An 18,849-nucleotide genomic window follows, 5' to 3' on the forward strand; every position below is an offset into this window, starting at 1 on the left:
CCGCTCCACCCGCAGGAAACACGCCATGCAGATTCATACCACTATCGACAGCCTGCGCGCCGCGCGCAAGACCGCCGGCAAGGTGGCCTTCGTCCCGACGATGGGCAACCTGCACGACGGCCATATCACGCTGATGCGCCAGGCGGGCGAGCAGGCCGATGCCGTCATCGCGAGCATCTTCGTCAACCGCCTGCAGTTCGGGCCGCGAGAAGACTTCAACAGCTACCCGCGCACGCTCGCCGCGGACTGCGAAAGGCTGGAGGCGGCCGGCGTCGCCCACCTCTTCGCCCCCGACGAGAACGTGATGTACCCCGAGCCGCAGCATTACCATGTCGATCCTGCACCGGCGCAGATCAGCATCCTCGAGGGCGAGTTCCGCCCCGGCCACTTCGGCGGCGTCGCCACCGTCGTGCTCAAGCTCCTCAACATCGTGCAGCCCGACATCGCGTTGTTCGGCAAGAAGGACTACCAGCAGCTCATGGTCCTGAGCAACATGGTCCGCCAGCTGGCGATTCCCGTCGAAGTGCTGCCCGGCGAGACGGTACGCGCCGACGACGGCCTCGCGCTGTCCTCACGCAACGGCTACCTCTCGCCCGAGGAGCGCGCCGAGGCCCCGCGCCTCTATCGCCAGCTCGCGCACATCTGCGAGGCCGTGCGCCGCGGTGATCACGACTTCCTCAAGCTCGAGACCGAGGCGGTCGCCGAGCTCGCCGCACACGGATGGAAGCCCGACTACATCGCCGTCCGCCGGCGCGCCGACCTGCAGCCTCCCATGCATGCCGACGACCCACTCGTCGTGCTCGCCGCGGCCAAGCTCGGTCGCACCCGCCTCATCGACAACCTGGAAATCTGACACACGCTGGGCCGGGATGGCCCCGCGGAGCACTGCACACTTGCATCCGCGCCCGGTTCGTTTCAAGCTATGCCGGTATGCTCCCGATCAGCGGGAGAGCCGCGTGAATGCCTAACACGAACGGAGGGACGCGATGCTTGCGACGACAGTGACAGTGCGACAGATTCTCGAACAGAAGGGCTCGACGACGCACTCGGTGACGCCCGCCGTCAGCGTCCTCGACGCCCTGGCGATGATGGCCAAACACGACATCGGCTCCGTGCTGGTGCTTGAGAATGACCGCCTAGTCGGCATCTTCACCGAACGCGACTACGCGCGAAAACTCGTTCTCAAGGGCCTCAATTCGCGCGAAGCGACCGTGGGCGACGTGATGACGCCCAATGTATGCACGATCACCCCCGCGCTGGCGATCGACGCGGTGATGAACATCATGACGGAGAACCGCTTCCGTCACCTGCCGGTGGTCGAGCACGGCAACATCGTCGGCATCGTCACCATCGGCGACGTCGTCAAATCCATCATCGACCAGCAGGAAAAAACGATCAGCCACCTGTCGAACTACATCGCCGGCGAGCTCACCACCTGAACATCCCGCGGGCCGCGGACACCGCGCCCCGCCTGTCTCGCCGTCCCCGCGGGCGCTCAGTCCGCAAGCGCCTTGCCGACGATTTCCGCGACGTCGGGCGACAGCCCCGGCGTCGCGGCGACCCGCCCGATCTGCGCGCGGATGCTCTGCCGCAAGGCAGGCGTGAAGCGCCGCCAGTTTTCCAGTGCCCGCGCCATGCGAGCCGCGACCTGCGGATTGCGGCTGTCGAGCGCGATCACCTGATCGGCCCAGAATGCATGCCCACTACCGTCCGGCGCATGGAATTCGGCCGGATTCGCGCGGAAGAAACTTCCCAGCAGCGCATACACCTTGTTCGGATTGGCGAGGCTGAACGCCGGGTCGTCCATCAGCGCGCGCACGCGCCCGAGCACCGGTGCCGCGGCCGCGTCCCAGCGCCAGGCCGAAGCCTGCAGCGCGAACCACTTGTCGAGCACCAATGCATCGTCGCGGTAACGCTCATGGAAGCGCGACAGCGCGGCCTCGCGCGCGGGGCTCGCGCTCTGGACCAGGGCGGCCAGCGCGCCGAAGCCCTCGGTCATGTTGTCGAAGCGCGCAAACTGATCTTCCGCGCGCGCCAGCCCGTCGCCGACCCCGGCAGCCGCGAGGTACTTCAGCGCGAGGTTGGCGAGCGCACGCCTGCCCGCATCGCCCGGGTGGTAGCGATACTCGCCCGCCACCTCCATCGCCGCGCAGATCGCCAGCCAGTCGGGCGCCAGCGCCTTGCCGAGTTCGCGCATCAGGTACATCAGCGCGGTCCGCAGCGCGGCCGGATCGGCGGGCTCCATCCGTTCCAGCAGATAGGTTTCGGAAGGCAGCGCCGCCGCCTGCGCGCGGAAGGCCGCGTCGAGCGCAGCATCGTTCAACAGCGCACGGAAAGCCTGCGCGAAAGCTGCCGGCAGCGCGAGCACGCGCCCGGCAGCAGCCTCCGCGGCGAGCGCGAGGATCACGCGCTCCGCATAGCGCTGCGCCGCATCCCAACGGTTGAAGGCGTCGGCGTCGTGCGCCATGCGGAACGCGAGCCGATCGTCGCTCTCGTCGAGTTCGAGGATCACCGGCGCCGAAAAGCCGCGCAGCACCGAGGGCCCCGGCTCGGCGGCAAGGCCGACGAAGCGGAAAGTCTGCTCCGCCTCGGACAGGACCAGCACGCGCGTCGTCGCGCCACCGTGGTTTTCCCCTTCCAGGCTCAGCGGCAGATCCTTGCCGTCGGGTCCGATCAGGCCGACCGCGACCGGGATCACGAGCGGCGACTTGTCGGGCTGCCCCGGCGTCGGCGGGGTGTGCTGCGACAGGGTCAGTGTGTAGCTGCCGCTCGCCCCATCCCATGCACCGGCCGCCTTCACGCGCGGCGTGCCCGCCTGGCTATACCACAGCATGAACTGGTCGAGGTCATAGCCGTTCGCCTCCGCCATGCAGTCGACGAAGTCGTCGCAGGTCACGGCCTCGCCGTCGTGGTAGCTGAAGTACAAGTCCATGCCGTTACGGAAACCCTCCGCGCCGAGCAGCGTGTGCAGCATGCGGATGACTTCGGCGCCCTTCTCGTACACCGTCGCGGTGTAGAAGTTATTAATCTCCTGGTAGCGCTCCGGCCGGATCGGGTGAGCCATCGGCCCCGCATCCTCCGGGAACTGCGCCGCACGCAGCACGCGCACGTCGTCGATGCGCTTGACCGCACGCGCCGACGCCGCTCCTGCGTCACCCGCGGCCAGCGCAAGCATGTCCGCGGAGAACTGCTGGTCGCGGAACACCGTCAGGCCTTCCTTGAGCGTGAGCTGGAACCAGTCGCGGCAGGTCACGCGGTTGCCGGTCCAGTTGTGGAAGTACTCGTGCGCGACGACGCTCTCGATGTTCTCGTAATCGACGTCGGTCGCCGTATCGGGCTTCGCCAGCACGTACTTCGCGTTAAAGATGTTGAGCCCCTTGTTCTCCATCGCGCCCATGTTGAAGTCGCTGACGGCGACGATCATGAAGCGGTCGAGATCGAGTTCCAGGCCGAACACCTCCTCGTCCCAGCGCATCGCATGCACCAGCGAATCCATCGCGTGCGGCGTGCGGTCGAGATTACCTTCCTCGACCCACACCTGCAGCAGCACCTCGCGCCCCGAGGCGGTCTTGACGCGGCGCTCCAGCGCGACCAGCTTCGCCGCGACCAGCGCGAAGAGATACGACGGCTTGGGGAAGGGGTCGACCCACTTTGCAAAGTGGCGGCCGCCTTCGAGCGCCCCCTGCGCGACGAGGTTGCCGTTCGACAGCAGCACCGGATATTCCGCAGCGTCGGCCTCGAGCGTCACGGTGAAACACGTCATCGCGTCGGGGCGGTCGGGGAAGTACGTGATACGCCGGAAACCCTCGGCCTCGCACTGCGTGAAGAAACCGCCGCGCGACACGTAAAGGCCCGACAGCGCGGTGTTCGCCTGCGGGTTGGTGCGCGTGACGATATCGATCTCGGCCTTCGCGGCTTCGAGCGCGATCTCGATCCAGCCCTCCCCCCGGGTGACCTGCCCGGCCCCGGCCGGCACACCGTCTATGCTCACGCTCACGAGCTCAAGCTCCTCACCCAGGAGGCGCAGGGGCTCCACACGCGACGTACGCCGCACGCAGCGCAGCCGGCTCGTCACCAGGGTTGCCGCGGGGTCGAGCGCAAAGTGCAGCTCGATGTCTTCGATGGTCCACGCCAGTGGCGTGTAGTCGGATCGCTGGATGGTCGGGGCGTGTTCGTTTTTCATTGTTTCTCCGGCTGTGCCGCCGTGTCGGGGACAAGCCGCGAGTATACGCCCCCGGGGCGATCGGGCGCCCTGCGTCCCGCTACCCGCGTCAGGGCAGCAGCACGATGCGCGTGCCGGCGAGGCGGTCGTGCAGGAACTGGCGATCGCGGTCCACCAGCGCCCACGCGAATCCCAGACCGAAGCACAGCAGCGACGGCCACGCGAGCGTGTAGCGCAGCCAGCCGGTCGCGACGCTCGGCACATGGCCGTCGGCCGTCACCAGCCGCAGCTTCCACGTCTGCATCGCGAGCGTCTGGCCGCGCCGGCGCCAGTACCAGATGAAATACGCGCCCAGCACGACGTAGATGTGCAGCCACGCCACCCACCCGGCCGGCGTGATGCCGAACCCGACCCCGAGCACGAGGTAGGGCACCAGGAAGACTAGCGCGAGCACGCCCAGCAGCAGCAATGCCTCGTACAGCAGGCTCGCAAGCCGGCGGCGCAGGCCGGCAAGCTCGACGACCTGCGCGACGGCCTGCGCGTGGATTGCGGAACGGGATTCAGCGTTGCGGGACGGGTCCGGGATGTTGCGCCTGGGGTCTTTTTTCTTCATTCCTTGTTGCCGCGCACGGGCGGTCGCTGTAAGGGGCGCACGATGCCCGGGGCGGACTTCAGTTGGCGTTCTTCGGCCGGAATGCTGCTGTAGCGCTGCCATTGCTCCTGCAAGGACTCGCGCCGCTCGCGCGGCATGCTGCGCAGCGTGCGGTACTGGTCGCGCGCGCGCTCGCGCTGGTCGGGCCGCAGGTTCGCCCAGTCGCGCATGCGCGCGCTGATGCGTGCCTGCTCTTCGGGCGTCAGGCGCGAATAGCGATCGGCAACGCCCAGCCAGCGCTGGCGCTGCACTTCGCTCATCGCGTTCCAGTCGTCCGACAGCGGCGCGAGCACCGAACGCTGCGTGGCGGTCAGACCGGACCACGAGGGGGCGCCGATCGGACCGACCGCGAGGGCCGGACCGCTCAGGGCCGCCACCAGGATCAGGATTGCGAGTCGTCCTGCAGCCATGCCTTGAAATTCGAATCCAGATAGGCGTCGATCGGCAGGTCGTCGATCAGCAGCGCCGTATCGACTTCCTCCATTTCGCTCACGCGCAGCCAAGTGGTCCAATAATCGCCCGCCAGCACCGCGACGAGAATCGCCGCCGCCACCGCCGCGGGCCGCATCATGGGCGGAAACACGCGCCGCAGCGCGCTGCCGATCCTCGCGCTGAACCCTGGCTGCGCCGGCCGATGCGCGGCGAGGGCGCGCTCGCGCGCGAACCGCAGACGGTCCGCGACATCCCCGTCCACACCGCGCGCTGCCGCCGATAGCTGGACCGCAACCCTGCGGGCAAAAGCTTCGTCGTTCATAACTCGATTCCCTTCGCTTTCAGGGCCGCCGCCAGCGTCTGCGTGGCTCGCGAACAATGCGTCTTCACGCTCCCCTCGGAACACCCCATCGCCGCAGCCGTCTCGGCGATGTCCATCTCTTCCCAATAACGCATGAGGAATGCTTCCCGTTGACGGGGAGGCAGCCGCTCGATTTCCCGCTCGATCGCGGCCAGCGTGCGTGCACGCTCGTATTGCCGGTGCGGCGTGTCGGCCTTCGCTTCGTCAGGCTCCCCGGCAAGGGTGTCGAGCGGATCGTTGTCGCTGTCCTGCTCGTCGTCGCCGACGAAGGACGACAGCAGCGTTGTCCAGGTGTTCCGCACCTTCTGTCGCCGCAGCGCGTCGTAGATGACGTTCTGCAGGATGCGCTGGAACAGCATCGGATATTCGTTCGCAGGACGCTCTCCATAGCTGACCGAGAGCTTGAGCATCGCGTCCTGCACCGCATCCAGGGCCGCGTCGTCGTTGCGCAGCGCGTACGCCGCCTGCTTGTACGCACGCTTTTCGACACCCTGGAGAAATGCGGAGAGTTCTGCCCGGTTAGCCAGTTCTGGATCCTTATGAAAACCGGTTATTCAGGCCGTTGTGCGATGCCGCAGCAGCCTTGACCAAACTGCGCCTGACCGGTAACGTTCAACGTTTCGGAACGTAAGAATAGCGAGTTTGCGATGGTGCTGACTGGAGCGGAAATTGTAATCAGGTGTCTGCAGGAAGAAAAGGTCGATTACGTCTTCGGCTATCCTGGCGGCGCGGTTCTCTACATCTATGACGCGCTGTTCAACCAGGACAAGGTACGCCACGTACTGGTGCGCCACGAGCAGGCCGCGGTGCATGCCGCCGACGGTTACGCCCGCAGCACCGAGAACGTCGGCGTCGCGCTGGTGACCTCGGGCCCCGGCGCCACCAATGCCGTCACCGGCATCGCCACCGCCTACTGCGACTCGATCCCGATGGTCATCATCAGCGGCCAGGTTCCGACCGCCGCGATCGGGCAGGACGCCTTCCAGGAAGTCGACACCGTCGGCATCACCCGTCCCTGCGTGAAGCACAACTTCCTCGTCAAGGACGTGCGCGACATCGCAGCGACGATCAAGAAGGCCTTCTACCTGGCGCGCACCGGCCGCCCCGGCCCGGTGCTGGTCGACATCCCCAAGGATGTGAGCGCACACAAGTGCGAGTTCGAGTACCCGAAGGAGGTCTCGATGCGCTCGTACAACCCGGTCGTCAAGGGTCACCAGGGCCAGATCCGCAAGGCCGTGCAGCTGCTGCTCGAAGCCAAGCGCCCGATGATCTACACCGGCGGCGGCGTAGTCCTCGCGAACGCAGCCGAACAGCTGACCAAACTCACGCGCCTGCTGGGCTTCCCGATCACCAACACGCTGATGGGCCTGGGCGGCTATCCCGCCAGCGACCGCCAGTATCTCGGCATGCCCGGCATGCACGGCACCTACGAAGCCAACATGGCGATGCACTACAGCGACGTGCTGCTCGCCGTCGGCGCCCGCTTCGACGACCGCGTGATCGGCAATCCGGACCACTTCGCAGAAGAGCCGCGCAAGATCATCCACGTCGACATCGACCCGTCGTCGATCTCGAAGCGCGTGAGGGTCGATGTACCCATCGTCGGCGACCTCAAGGACGTGCTCGAGGAGATGATCCGCCAGCTCGAGGCCAATGCCGCCCGCCCGAACCCCGACACGCTCGGCTCGTGGTGGAAGCAGGTCGACGAATGGCGCAGCCGCGAGTGCATGAAGTACAAGAACTCGGACGAGATCATCAAGCCGCAGTTCGTGATCCAGAAGCTGTGGGAAGTCACCGGTGGCGACGCGATCGTGACCTCCGACGTCGGCCAGCACCAGATGTGGGCCTCGCAGTACTACCGCTTCGACAAGCCGCGCCGCTGGCTCAACTCCGGCGGCCTCGGCACGATGGGCGTCGGCCTGCCCTACGCGATGGGCGCGCAGCTCGCGAACCCCGGCGCGCAGGTGGCGTGCGTGACCGGCGAAGCCTCGATCCAGATGAACATCCAGGAGCTGTCGACCTGCAAGCAGTTCCGCCTGCCGATCAAGATCTGCAACCTGAACAACCGCTACCTCGGCATGGTGCGCCAGTGGCAGCAGCTCTTCCACGGCGAACGCTATTCCGAGTCCTACATGGACTCGCTGCCCGACTTCGCCAAGCTCGCCGAGGCCTACGGCCACGTGGGGCTGAAGATCGAGCGCCCGTCGGACGTCGAGGGCGCGCTGCGCGAAGCCTTCGCACGCAAGAACGATCTGGTGTTCCTCGACTTCCAGATCGACCAGACCGAAAACGTGTACCCCATGGTTCAGGGCGGCAAGGGGCTCACCGAGATGATCCTGTCCGCCGAAGACCTGTAAGCATCGACCAGAGACATTAAATGAGACACGTCATCTCCCTGCTGATCGAGAACGAATCGGGCGCCCTGTCGCGCGTGTCGGGCCTGTTTTCCGCCCGCGGCTACAACATCGAATCCCTGACCGTCGCGCCGACCGAGGACGCCTCGATGTCGCGCATGACCATCGTCACCACCGGATCGGACGACATCATCGAACAGATCACCAAGCAGCTGAACAAGCTGGTCGAAGTGGTCAAGGTCGTCGATATCTCTGAGGCCGCGCACATCGAGCGCGAGCTGATGCTCACCAAGGTCCGCGCTACCGGCAAGGACCGCGAGGAGATGAAGCGCATGGCGGAGATCTTCCGCGCACGCATCATCGACGTCACCGACACGTCCTACGTCATCGAACTGACCGGCAACCAGACGAAGCTCGATGCGTTCATCAGCGCCATCGACCCGGCGCTGGTCCTGGAAACGGTGCGCTCCGGCGTCTGCGGCGTAGGCCGCGGCGACCGCATCCTGAAGGTCTGATCCACGACCGCTGGACAGTCCGTTTCCGGAATACCGATCAACCGATTGCGACCGGCATGCCTGCCCTTATCATGGCGGCGGCCGGGCAACATCCCCACCGAAAGCGAAAAAGGAAAAACATGAAAGTCTATTACGACAAGGACGCCGACCTCTCCCTCATCAAGGGCAAGAAGATCAGCATCATCGGCTACGGCTCGCAGGGCCACGCCCACGCCCAGAACCTGAAGGATTCCGGCTGCAAGGTCACCGTCGGCCTGCGCAAGGACGGCGCCTCGTGGAAGAAGGCCGAAGCGGCCGGCCTGAAGGTCGAGGAAGTGGCCAAGGCGGTCAAGGGCGCCGACATCGTGATGATCCTGCTGCCGGACGAGAACATTCCGGGCGTGTACTACAACGACATCGAGCCGAACATCAAGAAGGGCGCCACGCTCGCCTTCGCGCACGGCTTCAACGTGCATTACAACCAGGTCGTGCCGCGTGAAGATCTGGACGTGATCATGGTCGCCCCGAAGGGCCCGGGCCACACCGTGCGCTCGGAATACCTGAAGGGCGGCGGCGTACCCTCGCTGATCGCCATCCACCAGGACCGTTCCGGCAAGGCCAAGGACATCGCGCTGTCGTACGCGGCGGCCAACGGCGGCACCAAGGGCGGCGTGATCGAGACCAACTTCCGCGAAGAGACCGAGACCGACCTCTTCGGCGAACAGGCCGTGCTGTGCGGCGGCGCCGTCGAGCTGGTCAAGATGGGCTTCGAGACCCTCACCGAAGCCGGCTACGCGCCCGAAATGGCCTACTTCGAGTGCCTGCACGAGCTCAAGCTGATCGTCGACCTGATGTACGAAGGCGGCATCGCGAACATGAACTACTCGATCTCGAACAACGCCGAGTACGGCGAGTACGTGACCGGTCCGGAAGTCATCAACGCGCAATCCCGCGAAGCCATGCGCGCCGCGCTGAAGCGCATCCAGACCGGCGAGTACGCCAAGATGTTCATCCAGGAAGGCAAGACGAACTATCCGTCGATGACCGCGCGTCGCCGTCTCAACGCTGCCCACCCGATCGAGCAGGTCGGCGGCCAGCTGCGCGACATGATGCCCTGGATCAAGAAGAACAAGCTGGTCGACCAGTCGAAGAACTGAGCCGCATCGGCATAACAGGCCGGGCTGCGCCGTGCGCGCGGGCCCGGCCTTTTTCATATCGGGTACGCCATGTCCAACAGCAACTATCCTCACCCCATCCTGGCACGCGAAGGCTGGCCGTTCATCGCGATCGCGCTGGTCGTGACGTTGGTGATCAACACTTCGGCAGGCTTCGGCTGGGCCCTTCCGTTCTGGATCCTGTTCGCCTTCGTGGTGCAGTTCTTCCGCGACCCCGCGCGCCCGATCCCGCAAGGCGCCAAGGATGTCCTGTCGCCCGCCGACGGTCGCATCGTGGCGATCGAGCCGGTGCGCGACCCCTACCTCGACCGCGACTGCGTGAAGATCAGCGTGTTCATGAACGTGTTCAACGTGCATTCGAACCGCATCCCGGTGGACAGCGAGGTCATCAACCACTGGTACAACGCCGGCCGCTTCGTGAACGCCGCGCTCGACAAGGCTTCGGTCGAGAACGAGCGCAATGCGCTACACCTGCGCACGCGCGATGGCCAGGACGTGACCTGCGTGCAGGTCGCCGGCCTCGTTGCGCGCCGTATCCTGTGCTACGTCGAAACGGGTGCCAAGGTCGCGCGTGGCCAGCGCTACGGCTTCATCCGCTTCGGTTCGCGCGTTGACCTCTACCTGCCGACCGGGACGCGCGCACGCGTGACGATCGGCGACAAGGTTTCGGCCTCGAGCACCATCCTCGCCGAGCTTCCCTGATCGCCCGCCTGCGAGGGGGGTCATCCCGACCACCCCTCGCTGCGTTAGAATCGGCAACCGGCCACCACGCGCACCCGCCCTGCGCAGGAACGTCATATTCCATGCCACTGATCTCCAACGAAAAACGCCGCCGCGGCATCTACATCCTGCCCAACCTGTTCACCACCGCAGCGCTGTTCGCCGGCTTCTACGCGATCGTGCAGGCCATGAACCTGCGCTTCGAATCCGCCGCGGTCGCGATCTTCGTCGCCATGGTGCTCGACGGACTGGACGGCCGCGTGGCGCGCCTGACGCGCACGCAGAGCGCATTCGGCGCCGAGTACGACTCGCTGTCCGACATGGTGTCGTTCGGTGCCGCCCCCGCACTGGTGGTGTATGAGTGGGCGCTCAAGGACACCGGGAAATTCGGCTGGATCGCGGCCTTCATTTATTGCGCCGGAGCCGCGCTGCGACTGGCCCGCTTCAATACCAACATCGACGTCGTCGACAAGCGCTTCTTCCAGGGTCTGCCCAGCCCGGCAGCCGCCGCGCTGGTTGCCGGGCTGGTGTGGGTCGTGACCGACCTGGGGCTCGCCGGCCAGGACGTGCGCTGGCTTGCGGGCGTGCTCACGATCTTTGCGGGCGTCTCGATGGTCAGCAACGTGCTGTTCTGGAGCGGCAAGGATATCAACCTGCGCAAGAGCGTTCCCTTCATCGTCGTGATCGCGCTGGTGATGGCGTTCGCGCTCGTGTCCAGCTATCCGCCGGGCGTGCTCTTCGGACTCTTCCTCCTCTACGCAGGCTCCGGCTATGTCGTGTATGTGATGCGCTGGCTGAAGAAGCGGCGCGAGGGCACGCCCGCCGCCGCGACTGCCCCGGCGGCCGAGGTCCGGGCCGGGGACGACGAAGCTTCCACACCGCAGTAGGCTCGGCGCGGGGGGCGGACGCGCTGGCGCCCGCCTGTTCCCCCGCCCCGTCCGCCGGGACGCCCACCCCGCGGACCTTCACGAATTCTTCACCATGCCTTGAGCGCTGCTTGACGGCCGGGCTGCAAGCATCCCTGCTTGCCGCATCCGGAGCCCTGCATGTCCGCCCTGCCCTCGTCCCGCACGCTCAACGCCTACTTCCTGATCACGTGGCTGGTGGCGCTCGTGCAGTTGTTCTCGCAGCAGGGCGCGAGCGACTACGTGAGCCCGGCGGTTAGCGGCTGGACCCTCGCGGCGACACTCTCGTACGCGTTCATGTACCTGCTGCCGAGCGTCGCGATCGGACATGGACTGCGTTGGCTGTTGGCAGGCCGCAAGGCGTTTCGGCGCGGACCCGCTATCCTCGCGGCAGCGGCGATCGTGCTGACGGGTTTCACGCAGGTACTGCTATTCGCGGACTGCGTGATACACAAGATGTACGGGTTCCACGTCAACGGTTTCGTCGTGAACCTGGTGCTTTCGGGAGGCGGTATCGCCTCGCTCGGCGTCAGCCACAGCGCCGAGATGACGGCCGGCGCGATCGCCCTCGCACTGGTCGCGCTGCAGGCTGCGGCCTGGGTATGGGTGCTGCGGCGGGGCGCCGGCGATGGTGCCTGGAGGCTGCGCGGTGCATGGGCGATGGCACTGTTCCTGGCGCTGACCACAGGCGAGCGCATCGCTTACGCCTACAGCGAGATGTCGAACTACCAGCCCATCCTGTTCGCCAGCGAGCATTTCCCGCTTTATCAGCCGCTGACCTTCCGCAACTTCGCGCAGAAACTGGGTTTCAAGGTTGATCAGGCAACCGCGCGCAGCCTGCACGAACTGGAAGGTAGCCTGAGCTACCCCCAGCGGCCGCTGCGCGTGACGCCGCCGGACAAGCCGATGAACATCGTCTGGCTGGTCGCGGAGTCGCTGCGCTTCGACATGCTCGACCCGAAGATCATGCCGAACCTGTGGGGGCTCTCGAACGATGCCGTACGTCTGGAAAAGCACTTCAGCGGTAGCAACACGACGCAGATGGGCGTGTTCTCGATGTTCTACGGCCTGTACGGAAATTACTGGTTCCCGATGCTGGCCGCCCGCCAAGCGCCGGTGCTGATGGAGGTGCTGCGGCAGCAGAACTACCAGTTCAGCCTGAACACGAGCCAGCGCTTTACCTACCCGGCCTTCGACAAGACGGTGTTCGCCGGCATGCGGACGGAGGATCTGCATTCGCTGGAAGGCGGGGCGCCGGCCTGGCGGCGCGACGCGCGCAATATCGACGTGCTGATCGATTTCATCGACCGGCGCGATCCCGCCCGCCCCTTCATGACCTACATGTTTTTCGAGTCGACGCACGCGAACTACGACTATCCGCCGGAGGCCGAGATCTTCACCCCGGTCCTGCAGGAATTCAACTACCGGACGGGAGACTTCCGGGCGCAGATCGGGCAGATCAAGAATCGCTACATCAACGCCGCACATCACGTGGACAGCCAGATCGGACGCATGATCGACCACCTGAAGAAGCGCGGCCTACTCGACAACACCATCGTGATCGTGCTCGGAGACCATGGCGAGGAATTCATGGAGCGCAGCCGCTGGGGCCATGGCGCGGAGTTCAACCGTTTCCAGACGAGCACGCCGGGCGTAATTCACGTGCCGGGCCGTGCGCCGCGCGTCGTGACCGGCATCAGCAGCCACCTCGACATTCCCGCAACTCTGATGCCGCTGCTGGGAGTGCAGAATCCCCCGGAGGATTACTCGCTGGGCCACGATCTGCTCGCTCCGGATTTTCACCGCGAATACGCCGTCGCCGCCGACTGGAACCGTCTCGCCTACATCGGCGACGACTTCAGGGTGACCTTCCCGGTCAATGCGATCGGCGCCGCACACAACCAGGCGAGCGACGGCGACGATCGCCCCCTCGCCCACGCGGACGAGGCAATCGCATCGATCCGCTCGGCGATGATGGAGATCATGGCGAATCTGGCGCGATTCAGCCGACACCGCGGATAATGGCGGGGCGCGACGCTCCCCGCGTCCGACTGGAGACTGGAATCCGCATGCGGCTACTGTTGGTGGAAGACAACCGCGACATTCTTGCGAATCTCGCGGATTACCTGGCCTTGAAGGGCTACGAGGTCGACTGCGCACAGGATGGGCTGACCGGCCTGCATCTCGCCGCGACCCAGCAGTACGACCTGATCGTGCTCGACGTGATGCTGCCGGGCATGGACGGCTTCACGCTGTGCCAGCGTCTGCGCGACAGCGAGCGCAGCCACGTGCCCGTGATCATGCTGACCGCGCGCGACACGCTCGACGACCGGCTGCAGGGCTTCCGCACCGGTGCGGACGACTATCTGACCAAGCCCTTCGCCCTTTCCGAGCTAGCGGCCCGCATCGCGGCCGTGCTCAAGCGTACACGGGGTGGCGGCCGACGCATACTCAGCGTCGCGGACCTGCAGTACGACCTCGACACACTCGCCGTCACACGCGCCGGGCAAACCCTGCACGTCGGCCCGATCGGCCTGAAGCTGCTCGAACTGCTGATGCAGAAGAGCCCCAGCGTGGTCCGGCGCGAGGCCCTCGAGAGCGCCCTTTGGGGCGATTCGCCCCCCGACAGCGACAGCCTGCGCAGTCACATCCACACGCTGCGACAACAGATAGACAAGCCCTTCGACTCCCCGCTGCTGCACACCGTACACGGAGTCGGCTACCGGCTCGCCGCAGCCTAGGATGAAGCGTTCCGGCGGAACCCCGTGCGCATTTGCGCGAACGGCGGCACGACAACAGGGCTGACATGGCGGCACCGCAAAGTCTCGCGTCGCGCATCGTCGCGGCATTCGTCCTGATGGCCGCGTTTGTCGCGGGCGTCTTCGCGCTGATCATCGTCGAAGCGATCAACACGGTTGAAACACGCCTCGTCACCGATGCGCTGAACCACCAGCTCGATTTCATCATCGACGAATCGAACGAGGGGCGATTTCCGGCTCTCGGCCCAGGTCTGGACCTTTATGTCGCCCCCATCGGCGCGAGTGCGTCCCTGCCGGCGTGGCTCGCACCGCTGCAGGAAGGCCTGCATGAAACCGAGAACGACGACGAGGCCTTTCACGTGCTGGTGCGCGACCGGGAGGGCAAGCGCTATGTCCTCGTACTCGACCAGGAGGACTTCGAGCGACGCGAGACCATGCTGTTCGTCGCGGTCACCGCGGGAGTGGTGATTTCCATCCTCGCCGCGGCCCTGCTCGGGCGGGCACTCGCGCGCACCGTGATCTCGCCGGTCGTGCGCCTGTCGGGACAGGTACAGCACCGCGACCAGTTGCTGCCGCTCGCACCGCCACTCGCCGCCGAATACGCGGAGGACGAAGTCGGCAAGCTGGCCGCGGCTTTCGACGAGACGCTCGGAAGCCTGCGCGAGGCGCTGGAACGCGAACAGCTCTTCACCAGCGACGTGAGCCACGAGTTGCGCACGCCGCTGATGGTGATCGCCAGTTCCTGCGAGTTGCTCGAGGCGCAGGAACTGGCGCCGCAGCAGCTCGCACAGATCAACCGCATCGGCCGCGCCTGCGCCGAGATGCAGGAGCTGGTGGAGACTTTCCTGAGCCTCGCTCGCGTGCCGCAGGAGCGCGGCACGAAGCTCGCGGGCGCGTCGCTCGCCGCGGTGGCGACCGAACAGTTGCACCGCTGGCAACCCGAGGCAGCGCAGCGTGGCCTCGCACTCGATCTCGTCAGCGAAAGCGTGGACGATGGCGTCTATCCGGCACCCTTGTTGCGTGCGGTGCTGACAAACCTCGTGCGCAACGCCATCCACTACACCGATGAAGGCTTCGTGCGCTTGGTGCTGCGCGATGGCGGTTTTTCGGTGCTGGATTCCGGCGCGGGGATTCCGGAGGCGGAGCGCGCGCTGGTGTTCCGGCCGTTCGCCCGCGGCGGCAGTACGCGCGGCGACGGCATCGGCATCGGGCTGTCGCTGGTACAACGCATCTGCGACCGGCAGGGATGGCAGATCAGCCTGTCCCCCCGCGAAGGCTCCGGCTGCGAGTTCCGGGTCCAGCTGCGCGCCTCGTGACGCGAACTCCAGGCTCCGCACAGGCGCTTGGGGCGCTGTGACCCGCCCCTGAGGCGAACGCGGGATGCCCCGCACATGGAACCGTCTGTCAGCGCGTCAGCTCGGAGGTGAGCTTCTTCAGGTCCAGGGTACGGGCACGCTCGGCGATTTCGGGCGCATGACGCCGCTGCAGCTCCTTGGCATTGTCGACGAACTGGCCGAAGGCGGGCTTGAGCGCGGCCCCGTCCAGCCGACGCCCGCCGGCGTAGTAGCGCTTCGCGACGTGCCCCAGCGCGTAGGTCGTGGCGAACGAGAACGCCGAGCCGGTGGCCTCGCTGCCAATGGTCCGTCCGACCTTGCCCAACACCTTGCCGAGCAGGCCGCCGACAAGTTTGCGGCCGAACTGCTCGACGTACTGCGAGGTGAGGCCGACGCCGACGGTCGCCAGGAAATCGGTAATGTGGCTACGGTCGAGCTCGAAGCCGTGGGCCTTGCCGACGCGATACACGAGGCGCGTCTGCAGCGGAATGATCGCCATCGACGCGAGCGACTCGGGCAGCAGTTCGAGCGCACCGTTGAGGATCGCCGCATTGAGGATCATCTTGTCCAGTTCGGCCTGGTTGGGCCCGGCAGGCGCCGCCGGTGACGGGACGGACAGGATTTCCGGCAGGGGCCTGTCGGCCGGGGCCTGCGCCAGCGCATCGGCGTCGTCCACGACAGGAGCGGTTTCGCCTCGCACAAGCTGCAGCGAGGCGCCCAGGCGCTCCAGGAACGCTGTCTCGGCCACGTCATGCACGCCGTCGGCGTCGCATACGCCGACCGCCATCTCGAAAGCGAGCTGGCGCAGTTCGGGCGAGTCGAGTCCGGCGGCAGCCTGCTCCAGCGTGACACGTTTCAGCAGGACATCCTGATAGAGCGACATCACGTCGATGCCGGCGCCAGCCGACAACGATTCGGCGGTGCGCCGCACATGTTCGCGTTCGCGCGGGTCGTTACGGCCGTCGGCAAACGCTGCCATCAGGCAAATGGTGAGCAGGGATCGGGTCTGTTCGGGAGTCATCGGTCCATTTCTCGCAGCAACAAAACGGTTTCGAAAGGAACCCTGCCGCGGGATTTCAGGCGGCAGGCAGGATCAGCGAGGCGCGTAGGCCACCATCCGGCGCCTGCCCGAGCTCGATGCGGCCGCCATAGAGCTGGGCGAGGTCGCGCACGATGCCGAGACCGAGGCCGGAGCCCGGCACCTCCTCGTCGGCACGCGCGCCACGGGCGAACATCGCGTCGCGAGCATCTGCCGGAAGACCGGGACCGTCGTCGTCGATCACGATCTCGACCTCGCCGTCGCGTACGACGGCCGCAACACGGACCGCGTGTCGTGCCCACTTGCATGCGTTGTCGATGAGATTGCCGAGCATCTCCTGCAGGTCCTGCTCCTCGCCGCGGAACGCCGCATCGTCGGGCATCGCTTCGATCGCGATCCGCAGATTGCGTTCCGCGTGCACGCGCTGCATCACGCGCACGAGCCCCTCGACAGCAGGGCGCAGCGCCGTGCGCAGCCCCGGCACCTGCGTCGCCGCCGCCGCACGTGCGCGTGCGAGGTGGTAGTCGACCTGCCGTTGCGCCGTTGCCACCTGATCGGTCACGAGACGCGCGAGCGCCCCCTCCTCGCGCATCGCGGCGTTGCCGAGCACGGCGAGCGGCGTCTTGATGGCGTGCGCGAGGTTGCCGGCCTGTGTCCGCGCGCGCGCAACCACTTCCGCATCGTGCGAGAGAACGGCATTGAGTTCGTCGACCAGCGGCTGCACCTCGTTCGGGAATGCCCCTTCGAGGCGGCGGCTGCGCCCGTCACGAATTTCAGCGAGCTGCGCGCTCAGGCGTTTCAAAGGGGCGAGGCCGATCGACACCTGCAGCATGACCGCGGTGACCAGGCCCGCCGCCAGCACGCCCATTGCGATGACGAGAAGACCGACGAACTCGCGCACCGGGCTCGTCATGGCGCGCTCGTCGGCCGCGACGATCAGGCGCAGCGGCACGGCTGCGCCGTCGTCCAGCCTGACGATGCGCTCCATCATCACCAGCCGCTCGCCATCGGGTCCGGAAACGGCGTGCACATGCACTTCACCGTCCCCGGGGCCGTCGGAAGGCACGTCGAGCGTGGTGTCCCATAACGAGCGGGACCGCAACACGCCCCGCACCGCGTCGCCCCCCTCACGATCGACCTGCCAGTAGAGTCCGGACAGGGGCTTGCGCAGGCGCGGGTCGCTGAGTTCGGCACGCAGCCGCGGGATGGCGTCGGCACCGAATTCGACGTTCGCGGTGAGCTGGTCGAGGTGGATGCGCAGTTCCGCCTCGAATCGCTCCGTGACGTGTTCGCGAAACAGGTCGGCCAGTACGAAGCCGGTCGCAGTCAGCGCGGCCAGGATCCACACCAGGCTGCCGGCCAGCAGCCGCGCACGCAGCGAGCCCTGCGCGCTCATTCGGGACATGCGAGGCGATACCCCAGGCCGCGCACCGTTTCGATCAGCCCCGCGGGCAGCTTCTTGCGCAGGCGTCCGATGAAGACTTCGATCGTATTCGAATCGCGCTCGAAATCCTGTGCGTAGATATGCTCGGTGAGTTCGGCGCGCGAGACGACCTGCCCCTTGCGGTGCATCAGGTAGCTCAGCACGCGCAGTTCGTGGCTCGTCAGCGTCACGGCCTGCCCGTCGATCGTGACGCGACCACCGCGGGTGTCGAGCAGCACAGGTCCGCATGCGAGCTCGGCGCTCGCGTGCCCGGCGCTGCGGCGGATCAGCGCCCGCACGCGCGCGAGCAGCTCTTCCATATGGAAGGGTTTGGTGAGGTAGTCGTCGGCCCCGGCGTCGATCCCGGCGACCTTCTCATGCCAGTTGTCGCGCGCGGTGAGGATCAGCACCGGCATCGTCCGTCCGGCAGCCCGCCACTTCTTCAGCACGGTGAGCCCGTCCATCAGCGGCAGTCCGAGATCCAGCACCACCGCATCGAGCGATTCGACCTCGCCGACGAAATACGCGTCGCGGCCATTGACCGCGTTATCAACCGCGTAGCCGGCCTCGCGCAGCGCCTGCGACAGCTGTGCCACCAGCGTCGGCTCGTCCTCCACGACCAGGATGTGCATCAGCGCCTCCCATTCCTATCCGCGCGCGACGCGGCGTCACGCGACTTCACCCCGATCACGGTGCCGTCGCGCGCATCGACATCCAGCCGCACGAGCGCCCCGCCGTCGCGCAACAGGCGGATCTCGTAGATCCAGCGGCCACGCTCACGCTCCAGTTCGACTTCCACGACTTTTCCCGGATAGTCGCGCCCCACCTTGTCGAGAATCGTGCGCAGCGGCAGCACCTCGCCGCGTTCGAGCGCGGCACGTGCACGATCGTGATCGTGCTCGTCGTCGCTGGCGGCGACCGGGCAGATCGAAAGACTTGCAAGAGCCATCACCGCGACTCCCGAAGCGAACAGCCTGCGCATCGACATCTCTCCTGAATGCACGCGCACCGTGCGCGTTGCGGACCTCGGAACCCGTTT

The 18,849-nt window shown here is 66.4% G+C and carries 18 protein-coding genes and 1 pseudogene; 10 read left to right on the forward strand and 9 right to left on the reverse strand.

Annotated elements, in window-relative coordinates:
- The first annotated feature begins 25 nt into the window (after positions 1-25).
- Together panC and F464_RS0105775 are read left to right on the forward strand one after the other, a co-directional pair.
- On the forward strand, positions 26-853 hold the full coding sequence (panC, locus tag F464_RS0105770; protein ID WP_018988841.1) for a pantoate--beta-alanine ligase: 828 nt from the start codon (positions 26-28) through the stop codon (positions 851-853).
- Positions 854-986: 133 nt separating this feature from the next.
- Entirely contained in the window at positions 987-1,439 is a 453-nt protein-coding gene (locus tag F464_RS0105775; RefSeq protein ID WP_018988842.1) for a CBS domain-containing protein, read from the forward strand.
- A gap of 56 nt (positions 1,440-1,495) precedes the next feature.
- Here F464_RS0105775 and pepN read toward each other — a convergent pair whose 3' ends face one another.
- From pepN to F464_RS0105800, 5 genes are all read right to left on the reverse strand, one after another.
- Positions 1,496-4,183, reverse strand: a complete 2,688-nt coding sequence (gene pepN / locus F464_RS0105780) for an aminopeptidase N (protein ID WP_018988843.1) — start codon at positions 4,181-4,183, stop codon at positions 1,496-1,498.
- A gap of 88 nt (positions 4,184-4,271) precedes the next feature.
- Positions 4,272-4,775 carry an RDD family protein gene (locus F464_RS0105785; RefSeq protein WP_018988844.1) on the reverse strand — a complete coding sequence of 168 codons (504 nt, stop codon included), beginning with the start codon at positions 4,773-4,775 and terminating at the stop codon, positions 4,272-4,274.
- Positions 4,772-5,224: a DUF3106 domain-containing protein gene (locus tag F464_RS0105790; protein WP_018988845.1), complete on the reverse strand. Its 453-nt coding sequence runs from the start codon at positions 5,222-5,224 to the stop codon at positions 4,772-4,774. Before F464_RS0105790 ends, F464_RS0105785 begins: the two co-directional genes overlap by 4 nt.
- Positions 5,197-5,568: a DUF3619 family protein gene (locus tag F464_RS0105795; protein WP_018988846.1), complete on the reverse strand. Its 372-nt coding sequence runs from the start codon at positions 5,566-5,568 to the stop codon at positions 5,197-5,199. The genes F464_RS0105790 and F464_RS0105795 overlap by 28 nt, the downstream gene beginning before the upstream one ends.
- Positions 5,565-6,161, reverse strand: a complete 597-nt coding sequence (locus F464_RS0105800; protein ID WP_198292237.1) for an RNA polymerase sigma factor — start codon at positions 6,159-6,161, stop codon at positions 5,565-5,567. Before F464_RS0105800 ends, F464_RS0105795 begins: the two co-directional genes overlap by 4 nt.
- Positions 6,162-6,251: 90 nt before the next feature.
- Between F464_RS0105800 and F464_RS0105805 the strand changes: the two are divergent.
- The 8 genes and pseudogenes from F464_RS0105805 to F464_RS0105840 all read left to right on the forward strand — a co-directional run.
- Positions 6,252-7,964 (forward strand): annotated as a pseudogene (locus tag F464_RS0105805) (acetolactate synthase 3 catalytic subunit); the annotation flags it as partial.
- 20 nt (positions 7,965-7,984) lie between these two features.
- Positions 7,985-8,476: an acetolactate synthase small subunit gene (ilvN, locus tag F464_RS0105810; RefSeq protein WP_018988849.1), complete on the forward strand. Its 492-nt coding sequence runs from the start codon at positions 7,985-7,987 to the stop codon at positions 8,474-8,476.
- Positions 8,477-8,547: 71 nt separating this feature from the next.
- Positions 8,548-9,612: a ketol-acid reductoisomerase gene (gene ilvC, locus F464_RS0105815; RefSeq protein WP_084600435.1), complete on the forward strand. Its 1,065-nt coding sequence runs from the start codon at positions 8,548-8,550 to the stop codon at positions 9,610-9,612.
- 69 nt (positions 9,613-9,681) lie between these two features.
- Positions 9,682-10,332, forward strand: coding sequence for a phosphatidylserine decarboxylase (locus F464_RS0105820; RefSeq protein ID WP_018988851.1), 651 nt, complete (start codon positions 9,682-9,684; stop codon positions 10,330-10,332).
- Positions 10,333-10,433: 101 nt separating this feature from the next.
- Positions 10,434-11,237: a CDP-diacylglycerol--serine O-phosphatidyltransferase gene (gene pssA, locus F464_RS27915; RefSeq protein WP_018988852.1), complete on the forward strand. Its 804-nt coding sequence runs from the start codon at positions 10,434-10,436 to the stop codon at positions 11,235-11,237.
- Positions 11,238-11,396: 159 nt separating this feature from the next.
- Positions 11,397-13,277 (forward strand): sulfatase-like hydrolase/transferase, encoded by a 1,881-nt coding sequence (locus F464_RS0105830; RefSeq protein WP_018988853.1) that lies wholly within the window; start codon positions 11,397-11,399, stop codon positions 13,275-13,277.
- Positions 13,278-13,324: 47 nt separating this feature from the next.
- Positions 13,325-13,996, forward strand: coding sequence for a response regulator transcription factor (locus F464_RS0105835; RefSeq protein WP_018988854.1), 672 nt, complete (start codon positions 13,325-13,327; stop codon positions 13,994-13,996).
- Positions 13,997-14,061: 65 nt separating this feature from the next.
- On the forward strand, positions 14,062-15,330 hold the full coding sequence (locus tag F464_RS0105840) for a sensor histidine kinase (RefSeq protein WP_018988855.1): 1,269 nt from the start codon (positions 14,062-14,064) through the stop codon (positions 15,328-15,330).
- A gap of 88 nt (positions 15,331-15,418) precedes the next feature.
- Here F464_RS0105840 and F464_RS0105845 read toward each other — a convergent pair whose 3' ends face one another.
- Genes F464_RS0105845 through F464_RS0105860 form a run of 4 tightly spaced genes read right to left on the reverse strand, consistent with a single transcriptional unit; the run spans position 15,419 to position 18,792 of the window.
- Positions 15,419-16,369 carry a YcjF family protein gene (locus F464_RS0105845; RefSeq protein WP_018988856.1) on the reverse strand — a complete coding sequence of 317 codons (951 nt, stop codon included), beginning with the start codon at positions 16,367-16,369 and terminating at the stop codon, positions 15,419-15,421.
- A gap of 55 nt (positions 16,370-16,424) precedes the next feature.
- Positions 16,425-17,792, reverse strand: coding sequence for a sensor histidine kinase (locus F464_RS0105850; RefSeq protein ID WP_040394552.1), 1,368 nt, complete (start codon positions 17,790-17,792; stop codon positions 16,425-16,427).
- On the reverse strand, positions 17,780-18,442 hold the full coding sequence (locus F464_RS0105855) for a response regulator transcription factor (RefSeq protein WP_018988858.1): 663 nt from the start codon (positions 18,440-18,442) through the stop codon (positions 17,780-17,782). Before F464_RS0105855 ends, F464_RS0105850 begins: the two co-directional genes overlap by 13 nt.
- Positions 18,442-18,792: a PepSY domain-containing protein gene (locus F464_RS0105860; RefSeq protein WP_018988859.1), complete on the reverse strand. Its 351-nt coding sequence runs from the start codon at positions 18,790-18,792 to the stop codon at positions 18,442-18,444. Before F464_RS0105860 ends, F464_RS0105855 begins: the two co-directional genes overlap by 1 nt.
- Positions 18,793-18,849 lie beyond the last annotated feature (57 nt).

This window comes from Aromatoleum toluclasticum ATCC 700605 (assembly GCF_000378245.1).
In the GTDB taxonomy this organism is placed as follows: Bacteria; Pseudomonadota; Gammaproteobacteria; order Burkholderiales; family Rhodocyclaceae; genus Aromatoleum; species Aromatoleum toluclasticum.

Bases quoted from the DNA above. Each gene is read 5' to 3' on its own strand.
- F464_RS0105795 (WP_018988846.1), bottom strand. From the start codon at position 5,568: ATGAACGACGAAGCTTTTGCCCGCAGGGTTGCGGTCCAGCTATCGGCG.
- ilvN (WP_018988849.1), top strand. From the start codon at position 7,985: ATGAGACACGTCATCTCCCTGCTGATCGAGAACGAATCGGGCGCCCTG.
- pssA (WP_018988852.1), top strand. From the start codon at position 10,434: ATGCCACTGATCTCCAACGAAAAACGCCGCCGCGGCATCTACATCCTG.
- F464_RS0105835 (WP_018988854.1), top strand. From the start codon at position 13,325: ATGCGGCTACTGTTGGTGGAAGACAACCGCGACATTCTTGCGAATCTC.
- F464_RS0105845 (WP_018988856.1), bottom strand. From the start codon at position 16,369: ATGACTCCCGAACAGACCCGATCCCTGCTCACCATTTGCCTGATGGCA.
- F464_RS0105775 (WP_018988842.1), top strand. From the start codon at position 987: ATGCTTGCGACGACAGTGACAGTGCGACAGATTCTCGAACAGAAGGGC.
- F464_RS0105855 (WP_018988858.1), bottom strand. From the start codon at position 18,442: ATGCACATCCTGGTCGTGGAGGACGAGCCGACGCTGGTGGCACAGCTG.
- panC (WP_018988841.1), top strand. From the start codon at position 26: ATGCAGATTCATACCACTATCGACAGCCTGCGCGCCGCGCGCAAGACC.
- F464_RS0105830 (WP_018988853.1), top strand. From the start codon at position 11,397: ATGTCCGCCCTGCCCTCGTCCCGCACGCTCAACGCCTACTTCCTGATC.
- pepN (WP_018988843.1), bottom strand. From the start codon at position 4,183: ATGAAAAACGAACACGCCCCGACCATCCAGCGATCCGACTACACGCCA.
- F464_RS0105850 (WP_040394552.1), bottom strand. From the start codon at position 17,792: ATGTCCCGAATGAGCGCGCAGGGCTCGCTGCGTGCGCGGCTGCTGGCC.
- F464_RS0105860 (WP_018988859.1), bottom strand. From the start codon at position 18,792: ATGCGCAGGCTGTTCGCTTCGGGAGTCGCGGTGATGGCTCTTGCAAGT.
- F464_RS0105820 (WP_018988851.1), top strand. From the start codon at position 9,682: ATGTCCAACAGCAACTATCCTCACCCCATCCTGGCACGCGAAGGCTGG.
- ilvC (WP_084600435.1), top strand. From the start codon at position 8,548: ATGGCGGCGGCCGGGCAACATCCCCACCGAAAGCGAAAAAGGAAAAAC.
- F464_RS0105790 (WP_018988845.1), bottom strand. From the start codon at position 5,224: ATGGCTGCAGGACGACTCGCAATCCTGATCCTGGTGGCGGCCCTGAGC.
- F464_RS0105785 (WP_018988844.1), bottom strand. From the start codon at position 4,775: ATGAAGAAAAAAGACCCCAGGCGCAACATCCCGGACCCGTCCCGCAAC.
- F464_RS0105840 (WP_018988855.1), top strand. From the start codon at position 14,062: ATGGCGGCACCGCAAAGTCTCGCGTCGCGCATCGTCGCGGCATTCGTC.